Source organism: Bacillus sp. JJ722 (assembly GCF_036963345.1).
GTDB lineage: Bacteria > Bacillota > Bacilli > Bacillales > DSM-1321 > Bacillus_AD.
This window is the reverse complement of record NZ_JBALMO010000030.1, coordinates 17,422-39,945: the sequence shown is the minus strand read 5'-3', so window position 1 is coordinate 39,945 and position 22,524 is coordinate 17,422. Positions and strand designations below refer to the sequence as shown.

Below are 22,524 nucleotides of genomic sequence, written 5' to 3'. Positions count from 1 at the left end.
TATTACTTTTAGCCTTTTACAGTACAAAGCATTTAATGATAGCTTAATTATTCAAACTTAGCAAGTACGTTAAATCTTTTTCTTTTAGCGTTTCATATAACGCTAAAAGGTTCTCGTCCTTTCTTTGGTCCTTACTATGAAATTTATAATTATCCAGAGAAATTAATGTCTGATACCCCTCTTGATTCAATGTCTTCAAAATACTTACATACGATTCAATTGTTTTTGTTTCAGACGAAATCGTTGTACCCATGACTAGGTCAATTACAAGCATTTCTTTCGGAACATCATTAATGCATTCCATAATCCGTTGAAAGCAACGCCAATATGTCTTCTCATCCAATGCTTGACCTCGTTCATACGGGAGTACAACAACCTTCTCAAACAAATCTCTGTTCTGTAAAAACAGATTCATGCGATTTTGCTCCAGCCAAATACTATTACAAACAATAGGTATTGTGTAATCTTTCTCTTCCATACTCTTTGCATGTTTGATCATCTCCTGTAAATCCAAAGACTCAAGCCACACTTCTCCACATATCTTACCTTCAGGAAACAGTAGCTTCGTGTCTTTCTTTATATTGAAGCAACAATTCCCTTCAATCATCAACGTATTCCCATCGTTCCATTTGATTTTCTGCAAACTGCCTCCCCCTTAACATAAAAGAAGAAAGCATTACACGGTTGTAACACTTTCTTCTTCACTCTTAAGTATCATTCGCTCATGAAAAGCATTCAAAAATCTTTGGTAAAAAGATAATTGCTCCCACCGCCATTGAATATAAGGCATATAAAAGGACTGCACCTGCTGCCAAATCTTTTGCTTTTTTCGCAAGTACATGATAATCATTCGTAACTAAATCAACGACTTTTTCAATAGCTGTATTCACCATTTCTAACACAATGACACCAGCTATACATGTAATAACAAATAACCATTCCAATGAAGAAATAGAGAATACTATACCCGCCCCCACTGCCAATACAGCTGCAACGTAATGAATGATTATATTACGCTCTCGGAAAGAAGTTGAAATCCCTTTAAGTGCAAAACCAACACTTCGTATAAAGGAACTTTTTTGATTACCCCCTGGATAGGCCATAGTTTTCTAATATTTCCTTTTGCTTACTAAACATTACTATTTCATCTTCTTTTTCAATATGATCATATCCTAATAAATGTAGAAATCCATGTAATGCCAGAAATCCAAGTTCACGCTCAAAAGAATGACCATACTCTTCCGCTTGCTCTTTTGCTCGATCAATCGAGATAATGAGATCGCCAAGTACTCTTGTCGTATCTCCTCCTATAATCGCTATTTCATCTTCCCCCATTTCCTCCATTGCAAAGGAAATAACATCAGTAGGAGCATCTTTTCCTCGGAATTCTCTGTTGATTTCTCGAATTTCTTCATTATCAACAAAAGTTATCGACACTTCACATTCTTCTTCAATGCCCTCTGCCTTGGCTGCAAATTGTAAAATGCTTTGTATTAAATCAATTTCTTCATGTTTCACTATGTTTATCTCATCTATAAAATCTATAGAAAGCATTTAATCCACCTTCTTCGTTTCGTTTTTAATGTCGGGATATTCAATTCTAGAATGGAATATTCCATTTAGCGTTTCACATAAAGTTTTTTCAACAATAACAAGTTCTTTAATGGTAATATCACACTCAGAAAATTGATCATCATTTAAGCGGTCACGAATGATACTCTTTACAAGCATTTCGATTTTTTCGCGAGTTGGATGCTTCATTGATCGGACCGCTGCCTCAACACTATCTGCTACACCAACTACAGCAGATTCCTTAGTTTGAGCTTTCGGTCCTGGGTATCGATAATCTTCTTCTTTCACATCGCCACTCGCTTCTTTCTCTTTGTAATAGAAAAACTTTAACAACGTTGTTCCATGATGTTGTTCCGCAATATCGATAATTTCATGTGGCATTTTATATTTCTTTAATATTTTCACTCCATCTGCGACATGAGCTATAATAATATCTCTACTTGAAGATGGAAGTAGTTTTTCATGTGGATTATCAATATTCATTTGATTTTCAATAAAGAACTGCGGGCGTTTCGTTTTTCCTAAATCATGATAATAGCTTCCAACTCTTGCAACAAGTCCATTTGCTCCAATCGCTTCACAAGCTGCTTCTGCTAAATTAGCAACCATCACACTATGATGATACGTTCCCGGTGCTTCTATTAATATTTTCCGCAATAAAGGATGATTAGGGTTCGACAATTCAATTAACTTCATCGTCGATAAGATCCCGAAGCTTCCTTCAAGAAACGGTAACAAACCTATAGCTAGTATAGACGAAGAAATACCTGAAACAAACGCTGCTAATAGGTAAAAAGCATAGTCAACCTTTGCAATTTGTAAATCCATAATAAAGACTAACGCAAAAATAATTAATACATTTACTAACGATAGCAGAAAACCTGCTTGGAATAGCTTTGAACGAAAATTTCTTGTTGATAGTAAAAGCAGTGAAGCAATTCCACTAAATAAAATATAGATACAAACTGAAAAATCAAAATTAGTAGTTGTATTTTCGTTGAAAATAATCGCTCCAAAAACACTTAAAATAATCGTATAAACAAGTGAATAACGATTCTCTAACAATATTTTAAGTATCATTGTTCCCATTGCTGCCGGAATAAAGAACCTTAAATCTAAACTTTCATCGGAAAATAAACTAATTGCCTTTAATAATACAAGCGCAATAATAAAGACCATGCTAAAAATTAAAATGTGATCCTGTTTTTGTTCATCTTTTCTCTCGATTTTATGATAGAAATAAAACATACAACCGAACACTAAAGTCACAAGAATACCTAGTCCAAGAAACGGTAATACAGAATGCTCATTATTAAGCAGCCCCGTTAACTTTAAATTATGATAAACTTCACGATCTACGAGTTGTCCTTTTTCAACTAAAATTTGCCCTTGAAGGATTCTAACAGGTTCAACTCCTTCTAATGCAATTTGACGTTGTTCTTCCGTTTTCTTTGGATCAAAAAAATAGTTTTGTGTGATTGCATAGCGTGCTAGTGTAATGGATGCATTCTTCAAATCAGTTGGCATGGTTATGTACTTGATTTCATCCTCAACCGCTTTTTTCGCATTTTCAACTTCCGTTGCAGCTATTTTATCCTTCATAACAGAGTGAATAGCTGTAACAGTCGTATCTTTCGCACTTTGCAATTCACTATCAGATGCATTCAAGAGAGCCTTGTACACATCATCTGTGAGATCTTTATTCACATCATCAGTTAACTTTTTCTTTAATAAAGACACATTATTGTTTAATAATTCTTCCTGTTCCTTATCAGTTAACCTGTTAGCATCTGGATTTTTTTTAGCACTTTCTTTTTTCACTTCAGCTGCAGAATCAAAAATGGAAGAAATTAAATCTACGCGATTTTCTTCATACTCTTTCTTCAATGTGTAAACATCTTTTACTTGCTTAACAGCTTCTTGTTTTTCTTCATTTGTTTTTTCAACATCTTCTACTGTTTTCGGCGCTCTAAGCGTTTCATTTGCAACCTGAAGTAATTGAACGTCTACTTTTTCTGGCTTTACATTCGAATACATAACTCCATATGACACAAGAGCAAGAATAGCAAATAGAAGCACTTGAAAAAATGTATGTTGAAGCAGCTGCTTCACTTTTGACATTAATTGATTCATATCCATAATTGTAATATTCCTCCAAATTAGCTAGTAACACTTCTAATCAGAAACATCATTTGTGAGTTGATTCATTATAAAAATCATAGCAGTTTTTATGCTAACTTTCATTATGAAAAGGACTCGCTTTAATCCTTTAAAATATACGCTCGAGTTTTTGGGAATTCACTATAATTTTTTCTTCATTCTTACCCTAGTAAAAAATGGATTTTGCTATTAACTTAAGTACATCAAAGTTTACCATAAATATAAAAATAATGGCAGAACAAAAGAAAACCGTTTACCTGTATATAAAAGTAAACGGTTCTATGGATTTATGAATTATGCTTTTGATAAGCTTCAACAATTCGTCCTACTAATCGATGTCGCACTACGTCACTTCCATCTAGATAGATAAAACTAATGCCTTCCACTTCACTTAATATTTCAATTGCAGCCACCAGACCAGACTTTGCTCCTCTAGGTAAATCAATTTGAGATTGATCACCAGTAATAATCATTTTCGAGCCAAAACCTAAACGTGTTAAGAACATTTTCATTTGTGCTTCTGTCGTATTCTGAGCTTCATCTAAAATGACGAAAGCATCATCCAATGTTCTACCTCGCATATATGCAAGTGGAGCTACTTCAATAATACCTCGTTCAATCAAACGTTGTGTGTGCTCTCCACCTAAAACATCGTTTAGCGCATCGTATAAAGGCCTTAAATACGGGTCAACTTTTTCCTTTAAATCTCCAGGTAGAAAACCTAAGCTTTCGCCAGCTTCAACGGCAGGTCGCGTTAAAATAATCTTGTTCACTTTACCGCTTTTCAAAGCTGATACAGCCATCACTACCGCTAAGTATGTTTTACCAGTACCTGCTGGACCGACGCCAAATACAATATCATGTTTACGAATAGCTGTTATATATTGCTTTTGACCTAGAGTCTTGATTCGAATTGGTTTACCCTTTGCCGTTTTTGCTATTTCTTCATCATACATTTCTTGAAAATATTCTAAAGTCCCTTTCTCAGCGAGAGATATCGCATACGAAACATCCCTTGTACTAATGGATATTCCCTTTCTTATAACTAAAAGAAGCGACTTAATTATGTCATATGCTAATTCAACTTTTTCTGAATCTCCACCAATTAAGATGGATTCACCTCTCGTAACAATTGAGATCTCCAGCTCTTCTTCCAGAACCTTGATGTTACTATCAGCCGTTCCAAGTAGAGATAATGCTTCATTCGGTGTTTTCAAATTTACTTCAACCATTTTCTGTTCTATTGTCATTCCCTAATCTCCTTGAATAATTGATCGTTCAATTGCGATATTTTCTAGTACTTGGTAATGTATAGATAATATAACTTTACCATTCTCAAAACTTTCGCGCAAAACTTTTCGACCAATCACTTCACTATTTTTAGGAAGCATTTTTTTTAGATCATTTTCTGCTACTTCATGTCCTCTTTGAATAGCTTCTTTTTTTGAATATTCCCTAACAACTGTTTCTTTATCACGAAATGTAACTGTTTTATACGATATAGGTAGTTTCCATCCTAGGAAATACAATGGCTTATCAATTATTTCTTTCTCATAATTCTCAATGGTAGTCTTTTTGAAGTTCCAAATTGGTAAGGAGAACGCCTTCATATTAACATAATGTTTCGTTTCCTCTTTACCAGAGAAAACAGAAAACTGGGTCTTTAAAGGGATTGTCACATCCGATTTATACCAAACCTCTCCCCAAACACTCCCTTTCGCCGGAACAAGAACAGCATCTTTCCCTTTACTTATATTACTCGACACTAGAAGTTGCCCTTTATGCACATAATCATTCACACTAACCTCTGCTTTACCTTTTTCAATAAATAATTTCCTCACAATTGCTTTTTTATTCGCAATGATATTTTGACGTGAATCTGTCTTCGCTCTTTTAGGCTCTTTCTTTTCCACTACTTGAAGATGAAAGGTTGTCCCTTTCAACTCCACACCTACCCAAGTGATCTCTTCAATTTCACTCGATAATTTTTTCTGGATCGCGTCTGAGCCATCCATTTTAAATTGAAATTTTCCCGTTTCGACACCCATTTTCGTTAATTGTTGCCGAATTTTGTGCTCTGTTTCTGGCTTGGCACCTGTTATTTCAATTCCCCAAACTACGTTTGATAAAAGAAAAAGACATGTTAGAAATAGAAAAAATCCAATTAAAAATCCGCTATTAAAAAGCAACCTCCGCCATAAAAAAGGGGCTCCTGAACGTTTAAGAAACGCTGCTTTACAATCATACTTCCGAATAATCACACGCATTTTCTTCACATTATAAAGGGCAATTGTAAAGCAAATAGCTTCTGAGCCCATTCTCTTCATATTCCAAATTCGTATACGATTTCTTACTAAATCATTTACAAACGCTTCAACTTGATCACCATATGCTTTCACTTCCACATTTCCCGCATAGAAGTTTGTCCATTGATTCTTCATGGGTTTCCTCCCGTACAAATTCATTTCTATTTGTTCCTAATAGAGGGAATTAAGAACTCACCAACAGATGAATTCTTAATTACTTTGGTGATACCATAACCATTAGTCAGCGCTAATTGTCAGTTCATTCTTCCCGTCTTTTCTTATAAGGCAGGAAAGGCATAACACTATTTAAGTTGGGATAAATGTAACTGAGCTAATGACACCCTCTAATAAGATTTCTTCTGGAAGGATCGCTTTAATGATAAAAGTCTCCCCCCGGATAGAAAGTTGACCTTGACTCAAACCTAATCTAACTTCATTATCTGAAAACGCCACTAAACCTCTATGGTTTTCAATATATATATGTAGCTGGCCAATCATCGTAATTCGCGGAAGGTCCATCATGACATCCTTTGGAAGATCAATGGTGTTTATAAGCATTTGTCTGACTTTCTGACTCCATTTCTTTGCCATAAAAAAAGAACCCCCTTTCATCTCAAATGTATGAAATGAAACGGGGTTCTAGCACCATTTTTTATGATAAATGCTGTTTTTTAACAGGTCATTTTTTCAAACGATTGAACGGCTGCTTCGATTTAGGAGGTCCTAACACCTCTGACATAATGATTCCATTCACCAGTTCGTTCTTATGAAAAGCATTTAAACCAACATCACTGTAAATAGCTACGTGATTAGCTTGCTTCATAGAGTTTGCTTTAGCCTCTAGGGCAGCGGCTTCTTGCTCCCATCTCTCTTGCTGTTTAAGCAATTCTTGATATGTGTCCGAAACCTCGTTCTCTATCTCTTTCGCCTTCACTTGAGCTGAGCTCACAATCTCTTTCACTTTCTTCGGATTCAAATCTTCCAGTACATGCTTTATTTCTTTTATCTTCTTTGGATTTACATCTTCTAATACTTGCTTTATTTCTTTCACTTTACGTTTTTGCACAGGTTGAGCTGTAGGCTTTGGAATAGGGTCAAACTCAGGACGTTTCTGCTTACTCGCGTCTTTTTTCTCCTTACCAAACAGCGAACTAATAATACCTATAATAACGAATAAGAAAAAAATATTTTCAGAAAAAAAGGAAATAATCCTTTCGAACATAAGGAGTAAACCTCCTTTCTAGAAGCATTTTAAAACGACTATTGTTTATTTTCTGGATTAGACATTTTGCCAATAGAACCTCTCATGTCCGTATCTGCATTCAAGTTCTGAATATTAATATAATCCATAACCCCTAAATTGCCTTCTCTTAGAGCTTCAGACATTGCTAGTGGTACTTGTGCTTCCGCTTCCACAACTTTAGCTTTCATCTCTTCGACTTTCGCTCTCATCTCTTGCTCAGTTGCAACAGCCATTGCACGTCTTTCTTCCGCTTTAGCTTGGGCGATTTTTTTATCAGCCTCTGCTTGGTCTGTTTGTAGCATAGCTCCAATGTTTTTACCTACATCAACATCAGCAATATCAATCGATAAAATTTCGAATGCTGTTCCTGAGTCCAAACCTTTTGATAAAACTGTTTGTGAAATACGATCTGGATTTTCTAAAACTTGCGCATGACTATCTGAAGAACCGATTGTTGAGACAATCCCTTCACCTACACGAGCAACAATCGTTTCTTCACCAGCACCACCGACAAGACGCTCGATGTTAGCACGAACTGTGATTCTTGCTTTTGCCTTTACTTCAATACCGTTCATCGCTACACCTGCAATGAATGGCGTTTCAATAACTTTAGGGTTAACGCTCATTTGAACAGCTTCCAATACGTCACGACCTGCTAGGTCAATAGCAGCTGTTCTTTCAAAACTCAATTCAATATTTGCACGTTGCGCAGCAATTAAGGCATTTACTACGCGGTCTACGTTACCACCAGCTAAGTAATGGCTTTCTAGTTGATTTGTTGTCACATCTAAACCCGCTTTATGTGCTTTAATTAGCGGATTCACAACACGACTCGGAATAACACGACGTAATCTCATTCCAATTAAAGTAAAAATACTTACTCGAACGCCTGCAGCTAATGCTGAAATCCACAGCATAACCGGCACAAATGTAAAAAATATTGATAAAAATACGATACCAACAATAACTGCTACTATTAGCATAATTGTTTCAGAACCCATCGTTTCAATCATCCTTCCTTAGTCTTCTGTACTTGTCTTACAACGATTCTAGAGCCTTCTGTTTTAACTACTTTTACAGGCATATCCTTCGCAACGAAGCTACCCTCTGAAACAACATCTACTCGCTCATCATCAATATAAGCGATTCCTGATGGTCTTAGTGGCGTTAATGTAACACCTTCACGACCAATTAGGTCAAGACGATTAACATTGGATACATAACCACTTTCAGCACTTGTTGAGTCTGTTAAGATCATTCTTCTTAAGAATTTCATTTGTTTACCAAACACCTTTACCATTAAGATAGATACTGATAAGGATACCACAAGAGCAATTAAGATCGAAACAGCCATATGGGTATTATTTTCACCAGCTATAAACAAACTCCCAACGACACTGACGAAACCTAATGCACCTACAATTCCTCCCGGGACGAACAATTCCATTATGAGAAGTGCTAGTCCAAGAATAAATAATATAATTGTTTCATACCCTGTGAGTCCAGCAATTAAATGTCCATAGAAGAATAATCCTAATGAAGTTATCCCTACAAAACCCGGTATCCCAAATCCTGGAGAGAATAATTCAATAACAAGTCCTAGTGCACCTATCGTAAGTAGTATAGGAATAACAACTGGATTCGTCAGAAATCTAGCTGTTTTTTCTGCAAAGCTTTCATCAATGCTCCTTACTTCTGCATCTTCAAGCCCTATTTGCTTTAAAACATCATCTAGATTTTCAACTGTTCCTTCACTATAACCAATCTCAGCTGCTTGCTTATTTGTTAATGTAAGCAACTTTCCTTGTCCAGCACCAAGATGTGTAAGTGTATTGTTTACATCGGCCATTGCTTCAGCATATTTAGGATCTCTGTTATTTTGTTCAGCTGCTGATTTCATGGAACCAATCCAGCTAGATTGTGCTTTCTTATCCGCTGCATTTCCTTCACTATCGATAATAGCAGCAGATCCCATCGTAGAACCTGGTGACATATAGATTTCACTTGCATTTAAAGCAATATAAGCACCAGCTGATAACGCTTGCTTATCAACCCATGCAACCGTCGTTTTTATAGGCGAATTAGCAAAAAGCTCACCAATATCCCATGCGGCATTAACTGCTCCTCCAAGTGTATTAATTTGAAAGATTACCGCATCTGCATTATTCTCCTCTGCGACGGATAATGCTCTTTGTAAAAATGCATATAATCCCTTTTCAATGGTATCTTCGACAGGTACAACATATACTTTTGGCTTAGCTGCACTCGCTTCTGTTGGTAAACTGAGCCAAGAAAAAGCTAAAAGAGTTAGTAGTAGTAAGGAGAACCATTTACGCATGTTTATCCCTCCCTTCAAACTTACTATGCGATATGTATTTTTACGTTTAAACACAAAGAAAGTTTCAAAAAGTTAATAAAAAAATGTTTTTTAGGAATAAATAATTGTATTATTTAATGTCTTCCACTAATTTTACAAATAATTCACGTATCCAATGAATTACTTGTAAAAAAAATTCAAAAGCCACAAGCAAGGCTTGTGGCTTCTAAACGAGTTTAAGATAGATGTTGTTGTACTAATTTATTAACAAGAGAGCCATCTGCTTTGCCCTTTACTTTAGGCATAAGAGCTCCCATTACTTTACCCATATCAGCTTTTGAAGTAGCTCCAACGCTTTGAATGGTTTCTTTAACAATTTCAGAGACTTCTGCTTCTGAAAGTTGCTGAGGCATATATGCTTCAACGTATTTAATTTCAGTCTGAATTTTTTCAACGAGATCTTCGCGACCTGCATTTGAAAACTCTTGGAGAGAGTCTTTACGTTGTTTTAATTCGCGAGAAAGGACAGTTAATTCTTCTGCTTCTGTCAATTCTGAATTACCAAGTTTAATCGCTTCATTTTGAAGTGACGACTTAACCATACGAATAACAGAGAGCTTGTCTTTTTCCTTGTTCTTCATCGCTTGTTTCATGTCAATGTTCAATCGTTCGAGAAGACTCATACTTCCACCCTCTCTTACCATTTACGTTTTCTAGCAGCTTCAGACTTTTTCTTACGTCTTACGCTTGGCTTTTCATAAAATTCGCGCTTTCTAGCTTCCTGTAATGTACCAGTTTTTGATACAGTACGTTTAAAGCGACGAAGAGCATCTTCAAGTGATTCGTTTTTACGAACTACGGTTTTAGACATCTCTATCCCTCCCTCCGAACACAACACACTAACTCAAGGTGTAACATAATTCAAATCATGTACTTATCGATTATAATATAAGGATTATATAAGGTCAACTACTTCTCTAAAAATTGATACTTTCAAGTAACATACATTTTAATATTTCTCAAAAAATAATTAATTTTTGGCATGCCCTAGAAATCATAGCAATATGATTTCCTAAGGGGTGGGACATGTGCGAGAAATATTTCTTTTTACCATATATATCATGTTGTTTTTATTTGCAATGGCTATTTTACGAAATGGCCTGTTCAATCTAACAGGTGAACGGTTAACAAATAAATTGCAATCTTTGACTAATACATCAGTCAAAGGTTTTTTCACGGGTATGTTTTTCACCGCTCTATTGCAAAGCAGTTCTGCCGTAATGGTAATGACCGTAGGACTTGTTTCGGTTGGTGGCATAACATTTCAACAAAGTATTGGAATCATTTTAGGAAGTAATATTGGAACAACGGTAACTGCTGAATTTATGACCTTTTCCATTGATCAATGGATTCTTCCTGGAATCATTCTAAGTTTACTAATCATCATAAGCAGAAATCATATTATTCGCCATCTTGGCTTTGCCCTTCTAGGATTATTTCTTATCTTCTTCGCAATAGAAGGATTTAAATCATTGTCACAACCATTAGCTACGTATGATTTCTTTTCTAGCATTCTTCAATCTATTGAAAATCATAACTTATATGCCATTTTCATAGGGGCTTGTGTTACTGGAATTATTCATTCAAGTACAGCTACCATCGGCATCGCGATGGGCTTTATAGCTGGTGATCAACTTTCCATTACCGCTGGAATAGCGTTAATGCTCGGTTCAAATATTGGGACATGCGTAACAGGATATATCGCAAGTCTTGGTGCCGGCCGAGAAGCAAGACTTACTGCGTATGCCCATATTTGGTTAAATATTTTAGGTGTTTTACTCTTCTATCCTTTTATTGAAGAACTTCGTATGGCCGCAGCTTACTTCACTGCGGATGAACAAGTACAACTAGCCCACGCTAGCGTTATATTTAATGTTATCTGTTCATTGCTCGTACTGCCCTTCATACATATGTTTACACAGTTTATACTCTTTATTCATCGGAAATAGGAAAAGAGGTTGACTATTGTCAACCTCCCTCCCTTCAACCCTACACAACTTAAAAAAACGGGACAAAAAACAAGCGAACAATCATCGAAAAAGCACTAATCCCTATCGCCCAAGAACCTAAGCTTACTCTTCCTTTGCGAACAGCCATAAACCCTAAGACGATTCCAACTGTACCCCATAGTAACGGCGCGAAAAATAACGAAAGAATGGCGAAGGCTAAAGCTGTGTAACCAAGCCCTTTTCCTCCAACTTCTTCTGTACGATTCACATCTGTATTTCCAACATCGTAAGGAACAGCCACTTCTGCTGCTGTTTCTTCATGATAATTGTGGTTGGTGCTATTGTCTTTAGGCTCATAAACATTTTTTTGATCTTCCACGATGTACCTCCTCGCTTTCTTTTTAAGGTGCAACGTTATTATTTGCTTCTTTAAAGATAATTAAAGTGTAAAAACCTTCAAAAAACGGAAAATTTAAGCGGATTGATGAAAATGAGACAAAGTAAAAAGGCTCAAATCACGCTAAACTAGCGCAATTTGAGCCTTCTCATTTACTTAAAATCCCAAAAATTAATAATCACTATTTGCAGTTAAACCTTTAATAATTGAAATCCCTGCACTAGCACCGATCCTTGAAGCACCTGCAGCAATCATTGCTTCTGCATCTTCCGTATTACGAACTCCACCAGAAGCTTTCACACCGATATCTGGTCCAACTGTTTTTCTCATTAAAGCGATATCTTCTTTAGTCGCTCCACCTGTTGAAAATCCAGTAGATGTTTTCACATAATCAGTTCCAGCTTTTACTGCCAGTTCACAAGCACGAACTTTTTCTTCATCTGTAAGAAGACAAGTTTCGATAATAACTTTCGTTAAAGCTTGACCTTTCGCTGCATCAACTACTGCTTTAATATCTGCCTCAACCAGTTCATAATTACGATCTTTTAATGCACCAATGTTGATAACCATATCTACTTCTGTAGCGCCGTCTTTAATTGCTTGTGTCGTTTCAAATGCCTTCACTTCTGATGTATTAGCACCTAATGGGAAACCAATGACCGTACATATATCAACGCCTGATCCTTGTAGTAAATCAGCACATTTCTTCACCCATGTTGGATTTACACATACTGAAGCAAATTTATATTCACGTGCTTCCTTACAAAGCGTTTCAATTTGATTTTCAGTTGTATCTGCCTTTAATAACGTGTGATCAATTATTCCTGCGATTTTATTATTCATTGTAGTTCTCCTTTTTAATTGTTATTGTGCCTTTGACAATGAAGCCACTTCTTCGTCTCTCATCACTTTAACAAACTGTCCTTCATTATAAGGATAACCCGCTTTTGTAATCTTTATTTTCACAATTTCTCCAATCATATCTTCATTTCCTGAGAATACGACCTTCAAATAGTTATCTGTATAACCAACGTATAAACCTTCATTTTCACCTTCTGTAAAGCGCTCTTCTGGAATCATTTCCAATACTTCATTTTCAAAGTTAGAAGCATATTCCTTAGCTAATTGATCACTTAAAGCAATTAGTCGATGTACACGCTCGTTTTTCACATCTTCATCTACTTGGTCTTCCATTCTAGCCGCTGGTGTACCCGTACGTTTCGAATACGGGAAAACATGTAACTCAGAAAATTGATATTCTTTAATAAAATCATATGTTTCCTTGAACTCTTCTTCTGTTTCACCAGGGAACCCTACGATGACATCAGATGTTATAGCTAGTCCAGGAAGTGCATCTTTCAACGCACGTAATCTTTCACCAAAATACTCCATCGTGTACTTTCTTCGCATTCTTTTCAATACACTGTCTGAACCAGATTGTAGTGGAATATGCAAATGACGAACTACTTTATTCGACGATCTTAATACTTCAACAACTTCATCCGAAATTTGGCTAGCTTCAATAGAAGAAATACGGATACGTTTTAATCCTACCACTTTTTCTTCTAAATCACGTAATAACATAGCAAGATTATAATCCTTCATATCTTCGCCATATCCACCTGTGTGAATACCAGTTAAGACAATCTCCTTATAACCAGCATCTACTAACTGCTGCGCTTGGCGGATTACCTCCTCCGGTTTACGTGAACGCATTAAACCACGAGCCCATGGAATGATACAAAATGTACAGAAATTGTTGCAACCTTCTTGGATTTTTAATGAAGCACGTGTACGATCTGTAAAAGCAGGTACATCTAACTCTTCGTAAACTCGAGACTTCATGATGTTTCCAACACCATTAATTGGTTGACGTTCCTGTTTGAATTGCTCTATATAAGGGATCATCTTATTACGATCTTGCGTTCCAACTACAACGTCTACTCCAGGAATGGCAAGTATCTCCGCAGGTGACGTTTGTGCATAACAGCCTGTAACGCAAATAACCGCATCGGGATTTTTACGAATCGCACGACGAATAACTTGACGGCTCTTCTTATCACCTGTATTTGTAACTGTACACGTATTGATAACATATACGTCTGACTTCGCTTCATAGTCTACACGCTCATAATTCTCTGCTTTAAACAGCTGCCAAATTGCTTCTGTTTCATAATGATTTACTTTACAACCTAATGTATGAAAAGCAACAGTTGCCATTTATCTTCACCCCATTAATTCTAATTGATAAGAAACAGCTGATAACACATATAAAGGTGCTGTTTCAGTTCGAAGTATTCTCGGTCCTAAACCACATGCTGTAAAACCGGCATCTCTTAATAATTGTACTTCTGACTCTGTTATACCACCTTCAGGGCCAAATACTACCATGACAGAGGCTCCTGGTTTCAGCGCTTGAAGCGCCTTGCAGAGAGCACTACTTTCATTTTGCTTAGCTTCTTCTTCATACGCAACGAGAAGCACATCAAACATTGTTGCTCGTTCAAGCAATTGACTTAGAGTATGTGGAGCTTCGACATATGGAACGACAGTACGATGCGATTGCTCAGCTGCTTCTTTCGCAATCTTTTGCAGACGATCTACTTTTTTCGCCGCTTTCTTTACATCCCATTTCACAATTGAACGATCGGCAATAAAAGGGATAAATGAACTCGCTCCAAGCTCAGTACCTTTTTGCACAATATATTCTAACTTATCCCCTTTAGGCAAACCGCTCACAACAGTTACTTGAACAGGCAATTCTTTCTCTTCATTCAACCATTCTATAACAGTCCCTAAAACTTCTTCATTGGTAATGTTTTCAATACGAACTAATGCACTCCCGTTATCACCAAGTACACAGATAACTTCTTCACCATGAGTCATTCTTAATACTTTTGCAATATGATGATAATCGTTGCCTTTAATCGTCACAACATCGTCTTGTATTTGTTCTACAGGAACAAAATATCGTTGCATGCTACCTACACCTACTCCGTAAAATTTCCATTTTCAAAAATGAACTCACCACACTCAATCAAAAAGCGGAAGCGCATGTTAGCGACAGCTACTTAAAACCTATGCGTGGCAGGAATATGATTTTATCACAATTTAACAATAAAACACCCATTACAAAACGCAATTTGGCATTTATCTAGTGGGAGATTAAACGAAATTCAACTAATAATCGGTGGGAAATGAAGGCCCCCACCGATTAAAGTTTCCTTATTTCATTTTCAAGAAGATCTTATTTCTTCTTTGCAATAAAAGCAACCCAGTCTTCCATTACCATTGTTTCCATGATTTCGAATCCAGATGCTAGTAGAGCTTCCTTCACTTCATCTTTCTTAGGTAAAATGATACCTGAAGAAATAAAGTAACCACCTGGTTTTAATCCAGTCGCTACATCATCAGTAAATCTCATAATAACTTCAGCTAAGATATTCGCTACAATAACATCTTGAAGCCCAGTAACGCCATCAAGCAAATTATTTTGAGACACATTTACTATATCATGAACTTTATTTAACTTAATATTAAGTTTTGCTGACTTAACAGCCACTTCATCTAAATCTAGCGCTTCGACATGAGCTGCTCCTAACATTGCTGCAGCAATACTTAATACTCCTGAACCTGTTCCAACATCAACGACGTTATCACTGCTCTTAACCATTTTCTCCAAAGCTTGGATACACAATACAGTTGTCGGGTGCGTACCTGTTCCGAAAGCCATACCTGGATCTAGTTCAATGATTAGTTCATCACTAGAAATCGGTTCATACTCTTCCCATGTAGGAACAATGGTAAACCGTTCCGAAATCTTCACTGGATGGTAATATTTCTTCCATGCAGTTGCCCATTCTTCTTCATTCACTTCGCTGATTGTTACAGAATTTAATCCTAAATCGATGTCATAAATAATTAGACTATTGATTGCTTCTTTAATACCTTCCACAGTTTCTCCTAAGAAACTATTCACAGGAAGATATGCTTTCATCACAACGCCTTCCTCAGGATAATCATCAGGATTAAGTTGGTAGATCTCACCAAACTGATCTTCTCTGTCTTTAAAAAGATCTTCTCTATCTTCGATTACAACTCCGCTTGCTCCAGCCTCATGTAATATATTCGAAATCGGTTCGACCGCTTCACTTGTTGTATGGATTGCTATTTCAGACCACTTCATTTACTACCAACTCCTGTTTGAATTATTCTCCTTTAAAAGCGCGCTTCATTTTTGAAAAGAAGCCTTCTTCATGTTCATCTGCTGTTTCTCCGCTAACTTCAGCATATTCTCTTAACAATTGTTTTTGCTTTTCACTTAGCTTTCTTGGTGTTATTAATTTAACGATAATATGTTGATCCCCTTGACCATAACCTCTAACATTCGGAATACCTTTTCCTTTTAAGCGGAAACGTGTTCCCGTTTGTGTACCAGCAGGGATTTTCAATTGAACTTTTCCATGTAACGTAGGAACTTCAATTTCATCACCTAGCGCAGCTTGTACGAAGGTTAAAGGTACTTCACAGTACACATCATCGCCATCTCTTTCAAAGAACTCATGCTCTCTTACATGGAACACAACAAATAAATCACCAGAAGGACCACCATTTACACCTGGTTCACCTTGTCCAGTTACACGCAATTGTTGACCATCGTCAATACCTGCTGGAATCTTAACATTGATTTTCTTTCTTTTCTTAACTTTTCCTGTACCAGAACATGTTGAACATTTGTTTGGAATATTCTTACCAGTCCCATGACATTGACGACAAGTTGTTCGGTTTACGATTCTTCCAAATGGGGTATTTTGTTCAATATTAACTTGACCACTTCCACTACAGTAAGAACATTTTTCCACTTTAGTACCCTGTTTAGCCCCTGTACCATCACATGTATCACAATTTTCTTCACGCGGGATTTCAATTGTCGTTTCCTTACCAAACACCGCATCTTCAAATGGAATAGTCATCGTATATTGAAGGTCGTTACCTTTTCGTGGTGCATTTGGATCTCGTCTACCTCCTCCACCACCAAAGAACGTGCTGAAGATATCTTCAAAACCGCCAAAGCCCCCGCCAAAATCTCCACCACCAAAGCCGCCACCGCCAAAGCCTTGGTTCGGATCTGTATGACCAAATTGATCATAATGTGCCCGCTTTTGTTCATCGCTTAATACTTCGTAAGCTTCTTTGATTTCTTTGAATTTATCTGCAGCATCCGCTTCTTTATTAATATCTGGGTGATATTTTTTTGAAAGTTTACGATATGCTTTTTTAATTTCATCTTTTGAAGCGCTTTTGCCTAAACCTAACACTTCATAATAATCTCTTTTACTCATAAGCTTTCAACTCCCGGTTCTTTCACATAAATGTTATTTTATCATTTACTTAATAGTGGTTGCAATAATGAAACTTAAGCAACCGCTTATCACTCGCTCTAGTAATATATTTCATAAAAATCAAAAAGTGATTGGTTTATTGCGCGACGAACATCCACAGAAAAAATGAATCAAACTCTAAAAAAAGTCAAAGCCCTAAATGATGACTTTGACTTTTTTCACATTCGTTGTTACTAACAAAACTTACTGTTTATCTTTATCGTCTACTTCTGTAAACTCAGCATCTACAACGTCATCGTCCGCTTTTGCTTCACCTTGACCTGCATCAGCACCTTGTGCCGCTTGTTGAGCTTTAGCAGCTTCTTCATAAAGTTTCATAGTCAAATTTTGAACGATTTCTTGAAGAGCATCTTTCTTAGTACGAATTTCTTCTAGGTCATTCTTCTTGATTGCTTCTTTAAGAGCATCTTTTGCTGCATTTGCAGATTCAATTTCAGAAGCATCTACTTTACCTTCAAGCTCTTTCATAGTCTTTTCAGTTGTAAACACTAATTGATCAGCTTCATTACGTAATTCTACTTCTTCTTTACGTTTTTTGTCAGCATCTGCATTTTCTTCTGCTTCTTTAACCATACGTTCTACTTCTTCATCTGATAAGCCTGAAGAAGACTTAATTGTAATAGTTTGTTCTTTGTTAGTACCTAAATCTTTAGCTCGAACGTTTACGATACCGTTTTTATCAATATCAAACGATACTTCAATTTGTGGAATTCCACGTGGTGCTGGTGGAATATCAGTTAATTGGAAACGACCAAGCGTTTTGTTGTCAGCAGCCATTGGGCGCTCACCTTGTAATACATGAATATCAACAGCTGGTTGGCTATCAGCAGCAGTTGAGAACACTTGTGATTTACTTGTTGGAATTGTTGTATTACGATCAATAAGTTTTGTAAATACGCCGCCCATTGTTTCAATTCCTAAAGAAAGTGGCGTTACGTCAAGTAATACTACATCTTTAACGTCACCAGTTAATACACCACCTTGAATTGCAGCACCCATTGCTACTACTTCATCAGGGTTAACACCTTTATGAGGGTCTTTTCCTGTTTCTTTACGTACAGCTTCAACAACAGCTGGAATACGAGTAGATCCACCAACAAGGATTATTTTATCAATTTCAGAAGTGCTTAAACCAGCATCTTTAACAGCTTGACGAACAGGTCCCATTGTACGTTCAATTAGGTTATGAGATAACTCTTCGAATTTAGCTCTTGTTAAAGTTACATCTAAGTGTAATGGACCAGCTGCACCAGCAGTGATAAATGGTAATGAAATTTGTGTAGATGTTACACCAGAAAGGTCTTTTTTCGCTTTCTCAGCTGCATCTTTTAAACGTTGTAGTGCCATTTTATCTTGACTTAAATCAATAGCATTTTCTTTCTTGAATTGTTCTACTAAATAATCAATGATCACTTGGTCGAAATCATCTCCACCTAGACGGTTGTCACCTGCAGTTGATTTAACTTCGAATACACCATCACCGATTTCAAGAATAGAAACGTCGAATGTACCACCACCAAGGTCAAATACTAGAATTGTTTGATCTTCGTCTGTTTTATCCATTCCGTATGCAAGTGCTGCAGCAGTTGGTTCATTGATGATACGTTCAACTTCTAAACCAGCAATTTGTCCAGCATCTTTCGTAGCTTGACGCTCAGCATCGTTGAAGTAAGCTGGAACAGTGATAACAGCCTTCGTTACTTTTTCACCAAGGTACTCTTCTGCATAACCTTTTAAGTGTTGAAGAATAATAGCAGAGATTTCTTGTGGAGAATAGTCTTTACCTTCAATATTTTCTTTATAAGTAGTACCCATATGACGTTTCACAGACATAATTGTATTAGGGTTTGTAATTGCTTGACGTTTAGCCACTTCCCCAACTTGTCTCTCACCATTTTTGAATGCAACAACAGAAGGAGTTGTGCGGTTACCTTCTGGATTTGGAATAACTTTTGCTTCTCCACCTTCAAGTACAGATACGCAAGAGTTAGTAGTTCCTAAGTCAATACCGATAATTTTACTCATGACAAAATTACCTCCTATAATAATATGTAATTGTATTTTATTGATTTACTTTAACCATTGACGGTCTAAGAACACGATCTTTCAGCTTATACCCTTTTTGAAACTCTTCAACCACAATATTTGCACCATAATTCTCATCGCTTACTTGCATTACTGCTTGATGGAAATTCGGATCAAATTCTTGTCCTACAGCTTCAATAGGTTCAACGCCTTCTTTTTGAAGGGCATTCACAATGCTTTTGTGCACCATTTCAAGGCCTTGAAGCATGCTTTTCGTTTCTTCATTTTCTGTTGTAACAGCTAATGCTCTCTCGAAATTATCTAACGACGTAATAAGCTCACTAGCTAAGTTTTGCACTCTATATTTTTGAGCAGCTTCTAAATCTAATTTAGAACGTCTTCTTGAGTTATCGAAATCAGCTTGTAATCGAAGGTAACGGCTTTCCATTTCTTCAATCTTTCCTGTTAAACTTCGAGTATTTTCTTCTGCCTTTGCAAGTAGTTGTTCACAAGTTAATTCTTGCTCAACTTTACCACTACCTTCTGCAGATGTAGTTTCTTCTTCAGCGAAGATTTCTTCCACAACAGCATTGTCAGTTAATGTTTCTTCAACTTCATTTTCTTTTTTGTTTTGTTCTGACATGATACTCACCTCCCTATGAAAGTCATATCTATGTTTTTTATTTATTAAATCTTATAGCAACTAACAGTTGGCTAAAAGGTTTATATACTAACGGTATAATCCACTTCTTAAAATATAAACAGAGAAAAAGGCAAGGCGATGCCACGCCCTTCTCTCAATATCTCCACTTCTATCTATTTTGATACAATCTTGTCAAAACAGTAGAGAAATCTTTCGAGAATAACTTTAAGAGTGAAATAACACGCGAATAGTCCATTCTTGTAGGTCCTAGTATTGCAACAGAACCAAATTGCTTTTGTCCAATCGAATAGGTTGCAGTAATTAAACTACAATTCTCCATGGCCGGATCATTATTTTCACTTCCGATTTTCACATGGACACCAAGCGGATTTTTTACAATCAATTGATATAATTCTTTTTCATGTTCAATCATCGATAATAATGATCGCACTTTCTCAATATCATTGAATTCTGGTTGACTTAACATATTTGTTTTTCCACCGAAGAAAATCTTCTCATCTGGAACTATGTGTAGAGTTTCTGTTAAAGATGTAACAATCTGTTCATAGTTGCTTATATGCCGCTTAAAAAGTGCAGCAACTTCATTTTGAATCCTTGCACTTAATTCAATTAAAGGTACACCAACTAATTGATCATTTAATATATTCACGATCTTTTCAATTTGACTTCCGTCTATTGAGGTTGGTATCTGAATTAATTTATTTTCAACATGTCCAGTATCCGTTACGATTAGAGCAACTGCTGTTCCTCGGTCAATTGGCACGAGTGAAATTTTCTTTAACTTATTCTCTCTAACCTTTGGTCCTAAAACAATTGCAGTATAATTCGTAATTTCTGATAGTATTTGTGCAGATTTTTGAACAACCTTCTCTAATTCATAGATTTTATCAACAAAAACAGACTTCAGTTTTTGCATTTCCTCATTTCTAACTAAAGGAGGAGATAACAAATGATCAACATAATATCGATAACCTTTTTCTGAAGGAACTCTTCCTGAAGACGTGTGTGTTTTCTCAATAAAACCTAAATCCTCTAAGTCAGCCATATCATTACGGATAGTCGCGGAACTAAACGTAATATCACTTTTTTTCGATAAACTTCTTGAGCCGACCGGCTGTGCAGAACGAATAAAGTCATCAATGATTACTTGGAGAATTAATAACTGACGATCTGTTAGCATATTTGATCACCTCTGTTAGCACTCCTACACAACGAGTGCTAAATCTACTTAATAACTTATCAAAATCACTATATAATGTCAACGGTTTTACCCAATTCCTATAAAGGATTGAAACACTTCATTCCCTAACAATTTTCCCTCTTTTGTTAAAGATATTCTTCCCTCTTTTATAACAACCAATTGTCGGTGCAAAAGATCCTCCACCTGCACTTTAAACACTTCCGTCAAATCGTTATTAAAGCGTTCCTTAAACAATTGTAATGAAACACCTTCCATTTTCCTTAACCCTAGAAACATTTCTTCTTCCATTTGTTCATTGATTGGCACTTTATGAACACTCATTCGCGGAAGTTCTCCATTTTCTATAGGAGTCATGTATTTCTTTAACGGACCATAGTTGGCAATACGCTCTCCATTCACATAACTATGAGCACCCGCACCAAACCCATAATAGTATTCGTTATTCCAATATGTTGTATTATGACGACTCTCATAGCCTTCCTTCGCAAAATTACTAATTTCATAATGATGTCGCCCATGCTCTTCCATTGTATCCATCAATAATTCATACATCTCAGCTTCTATATCTTGACTTGGAAGCCTAAGAGCATTTTTTTGCATTAAGTTATAGAATACAGTCTTCGGTTCAACAATTAATGAATAACTAGAATAGTGAGGTAAGTCGAGCTCTAAAGCTTTTTTTAAGGACCCCTTAAAATCTTCTTTTGTTTGACCCGGTAAGCCGTACATTAAATCAATTGTAATGTTTTTGAAGCCTGCTTCACGCGCCTTTGCGATTGAATCATATACATCTTCCGGACGATGTGTACGACCAATGCCCTTCAAGATTTTCTCTTGAAATGCTTGAACACCAAAACTAATTCGATTAACGCCTGCTTGATTTAATATGCGAAGTTTATCGATCGATAAGTCTCCAGGGTTTGCTTCAAACGTATATTCCACACTATGACAATCAAATGGAAGAACTTCTTCTATAGAATCACATAATATTTGTAACTGCTCCTCATTCAATGATGTTGGGGTACCACCACCAACATAAATAGTTGATAATTGGTTTGTTGGTTGTTGTTGTAATGTTAATTCCATTTCTTTCTTCAACATTTGCAAATATTGTTCTACCGGCTGGCCTTTTAAAAACATTTTATTAAAATCACAATAGTGACAAATATGCTCGCAAAATGGAATATGAATGTATGCGCTCTTCATCTTAAATTCAGCTCCTTCAAAT

At 36.4% G+C, this 22,524-nt stretch carries 23 protein-coding genes; 1 reads left to right on the top strand and 22 read right to left on the bottom strand.

The annotated features are described in order from the left end of the window. Positions 1–43 precede the first annotated feature (43 nt). From V7014_RS04990 to rpsU, 12 genes are all read right to left on the bottom strand, one after another. A complete protein-coding gene (locus V7014_RS04990) occupies positions 44–643 on the bottom strand; it encodes a hypothetical protein (RefSeq protein ID WP_335504782.1) in 600 nt (199 codons plus the stop codon). Between the two features lie 79 nt (positions 644–722). Next, entirely contained in the window at positions 723–1,103 is a 381-nt protein-coding gene (locus V7014_RS04985; RefSeq protein WP_335504780.1) for a diacylglycerol kinase family protein, read from the bottom strand. Next, positions 1,084–1,554, bottom strand: a complete 471-nt coding sequence (ybeY, locus tag V7014_RS04980) for an rRNA maturation RNase YbeY (RefSeq protein WP_335504778.1) — start codon at positions 1,552–1,554, stop codon at positions 1,084–1,086. Before ybeY ends, V7014_RS04985 begins: the two co-directional genes overlap by 20 nt. Continuing rightward, positions 1,555–3,711, bottom strand: a complete 2,157-nt coding sequence (locus V7014_RS04975; protein WP_335504776.1) for an HD family phosphohydrolase — start codon at positions 3,709–3,711, stop codon at positions 1,555–1,557. Between the two features lie 308 nt (positions 3,712–4,019). Next, positions 4,020–4,982, bottom strand: coding sequence for a PhoH family protein (locus tag V7014_RS04970; RefSeq protein ID WP_335504774.1), 963 nt, complete (start codon positions 4,980–4,982; stop codon positions 4,020–4,022). A 3-nt stretch (positions 4,983–4,985) separates the two neighbouring features. Further along, positions 4,986–6,173 carry a sporulation protein YqfD gene (gene yqfD, locus V7014_RS04965; RefSeq protein ID WP_335504773.1) on the bottom strand — a complete coding sequence of 396 codons (1,188 nt, stop codon included), beginning with the start codon at positions 6,171–6,173 and terminating at the stop codon, positions 4,986–4,988. A 171-nt stretch (positions 6,174–6,344) separates the two neighbouring features. Beyond that, complete coding sequence (gene yqfC, locus V7014_RS04960; RefSeq protein WP_335504771.1) at positions 6,345–6,629, bottom strand: sporulation protein YqfC; 285 nt, start codon at positions 6,627–6,629, stop codon at positions 6,345–6,347. 88 nt (positions 6,630–6,717) lie between these two features. Further along, positions 6,718–7,260 carry a hypothetical protein gene (locus tag V7014_RS04955; protein WP_335504769.1) on the bottom strand — a complete coding sequence of 181 codons (543 nt, stop codon included), beginning with the start codon at positions 7,258–7,260 and terminating at the stop codon, positions 6,718–6,720. Between the two features lie 38 nt (positions 7,261–7,298). After that, positions 7,299–8,282, bottom strand: coding sequence for a flotillin-like protein FloA (floA, locus tag V7014_RS04950; protein ID WP_335504767.1), 984 nt, complete (start codon positions 8,280–8,282; stop codon positions 7,299–7,301). Between the two features lie 8 nt (positions 8,283–8,290). Beyond that, positions 8,291–9,619, bottom strand: coding sequence for an NfeD family protein (locus V7014_RS04945; protein WP_335504765.1), 1,329 nt, complete (start codon positions 9,617–9,619; stop codon positions 8,291–8,293). Positions 9,620–9,834: 215 nt separating this feature from the next. Continuing rightward, the gene (locus V7014_RS04940; RefSeq protein WP_335504763.1) at positions 9,835–10,281 is read right to left on the bottom strand and encodes a GatB/YqeY domain-containing protein; all 447 of its coding nucleotides are present in this window, start codon (positions 10,279–10,281) and stop codon (positions 9,835–9,837) included. Positions 10,282–10,295: 14 nt separating this feature from the next. Beyond that, the gene (rpsU, locus tag V7014_RS04935) at positions 10,296–10,469 is read right to left on the bottom strand and encodes a 30S ribosomal protein S21 (protein ID WP_101659120.1); all 174 of its coding nucleotides are present in this window, start codon (positions 10,467–10,469) and stop codon (positions 10,296–10,298) included. A 217-nt stretch (positions 10,470–10,686) separates the two neighbouring features. On the opposite strand from rpsU, the gene V7014_RS04930 reads away from it, so the two are divergent. Continuing rightward, positions 10,687–11,607 carry a Na/Pi symporter gene (locus tag V7014_RS04930; RefSeq protein ID WP_335504758.1) on the top strand — a complete coding sequence of 307 codons (921 nt, stop codon included), beginning with the start codon at positions 10,687–10,689 and terminating at the stop codon, positions 11,605–11,607. Positions 11,608–11,656: 49 nt separating this feature from the next. On the opposite strand, the gene V7014_RS04925 is transcribed toward V7014_RS04930, so the two are convergent. The 10 genes from V7014_RS04925 to hemW form a co-directional block, all read right to left on the bottom strand. Further along, the gene (locus tag V7014_RS04925; RefSeq protein WP_335504756.1) at positions 11,657–11,986 is read right to left on the bottom strand and encodes a DUF4190 domain-containing protein; all 330 of its coding nucleotides are present in this window, start codon (positions 11,984–11,986) and stop codon (positions 11,657–11,659) included. 189 nt (positions 11,987–12,175) lie between these two features. Beyond that, positions 12,176–12,847, bottom strand: coding sequence for a deoxyribose-phosphate aldolase (gene deoC, locus V7014_RS04920; RefSeq protein WP_335504754.1), 672 nt, complete (start codon positions 12,845–12,847; stop codon positions 12,176–12,178). A gap of 21 nt (positions 12,848–12,868) precedes the next feature. Beyond that, the gene (mtaB, locus tag V7014_RS04915; protein ID WP_335504752.1) at positions 12,869–14,224 is read right to left on the bottom strand and encodes a tRNA (N(6)-L-threonylcarbamoyladenosine(37)-C(2))-methylthiotransferase MtaB; all 1,356 of its coding nucleotides are present in this window, start codon (positions 14,222–14,224) and stop codon (positions 12,869–12,871) included. A gap of 6 nt (positions 14,225–14,230) precedes the next feature. Beyond that, positions 14,231–14,983 (bottom strand): 16S rRNA (uracil(1498)-N(3))-methyltransferase, encoded by a 753-nt coding sequence (locus tag V7014_RS04910; protein ID WP_335504750.1) that lies wholly within the window; start codon positions 14,981–14,983, stop codon positions 14,231–14,233. A gap of 268 nt (positions 14,984–15,251) precedes the next feature. After that, positions 15,252–16,190: a 50S ribosomal protein L11 methyltransferase gene (prmA, locus tag V7014_RS04905; protein WP_335504749.1), complete on the bottom strand. Its 939-nt coding sequence runs from the start codon at positions 16,188–16,190 to the stop codon at positions 15,252–15,254. A 22-nt stretch (positions 16,191–16,212) separates the two neighbouring features. Then, complete coding sequence (gene dnaJ / locus V7014_RS04900) at positions 16,213–17,346, bottom strand: molecular chaperone DnaJ (protein WP_335504747.1); 1,134 nt, start codon at positions 17,344–17,346, stop codon at positions 16,213–16,215. 243 nt (positions 17,347–17,589) lie between these two features. Further along, on the bottom strand, positions 17,590–19,431 hold the full coding sequence (gene dnaK, locus V7014_RS04895; protein WP_335504745.1) for a molecular chaperone DnaK: 1,842 nt from the start codon (positions 19,429–19,431) through the stop codon (positions 17,590–17,592). A gap of 37 nt (positions 19,432–19,468) precedes the next feature. Next, a complete protein-coding gene (gene grpE / locus V7014_RS04890; RefSeq protein WP_335504743.1) occupies positions 19,469–20,074 on the bottom strand; it encodes a nucleotide exchange factor GrpE in 606 nt (201 codons plus the stop codon). Positions 20,075–20,243: 169 nt separating this feature from the next. Next, positions 20,244–21,275: a heat-inducible transcriptional repressor HrcA gene (hrcA, locus tag V7014_RS04885; RefSeq protein ID WP_335504741.1), complete on the bottom strand. Its 1,032-nt coding sequence runs from the start codon at positions 21,273–21,275 to the stop codon at positions 20,244–20,246. Positions 21,276–21,362: 87 nt separating this feature from the next. Then, complete coding sequence (gene hemW, locus V7014_RS04880; RefSeq protein ID WP_335504739.1) at positions 21,363–22,502, bottom strand: radical SAM family heme chaperone HemW; 1,140 nt, start codon at positions 22,500–22,502, stop codon at positions 21,363–21,365. Positions 22,503–22,524 lie beyond the last annotated feature (22 nt).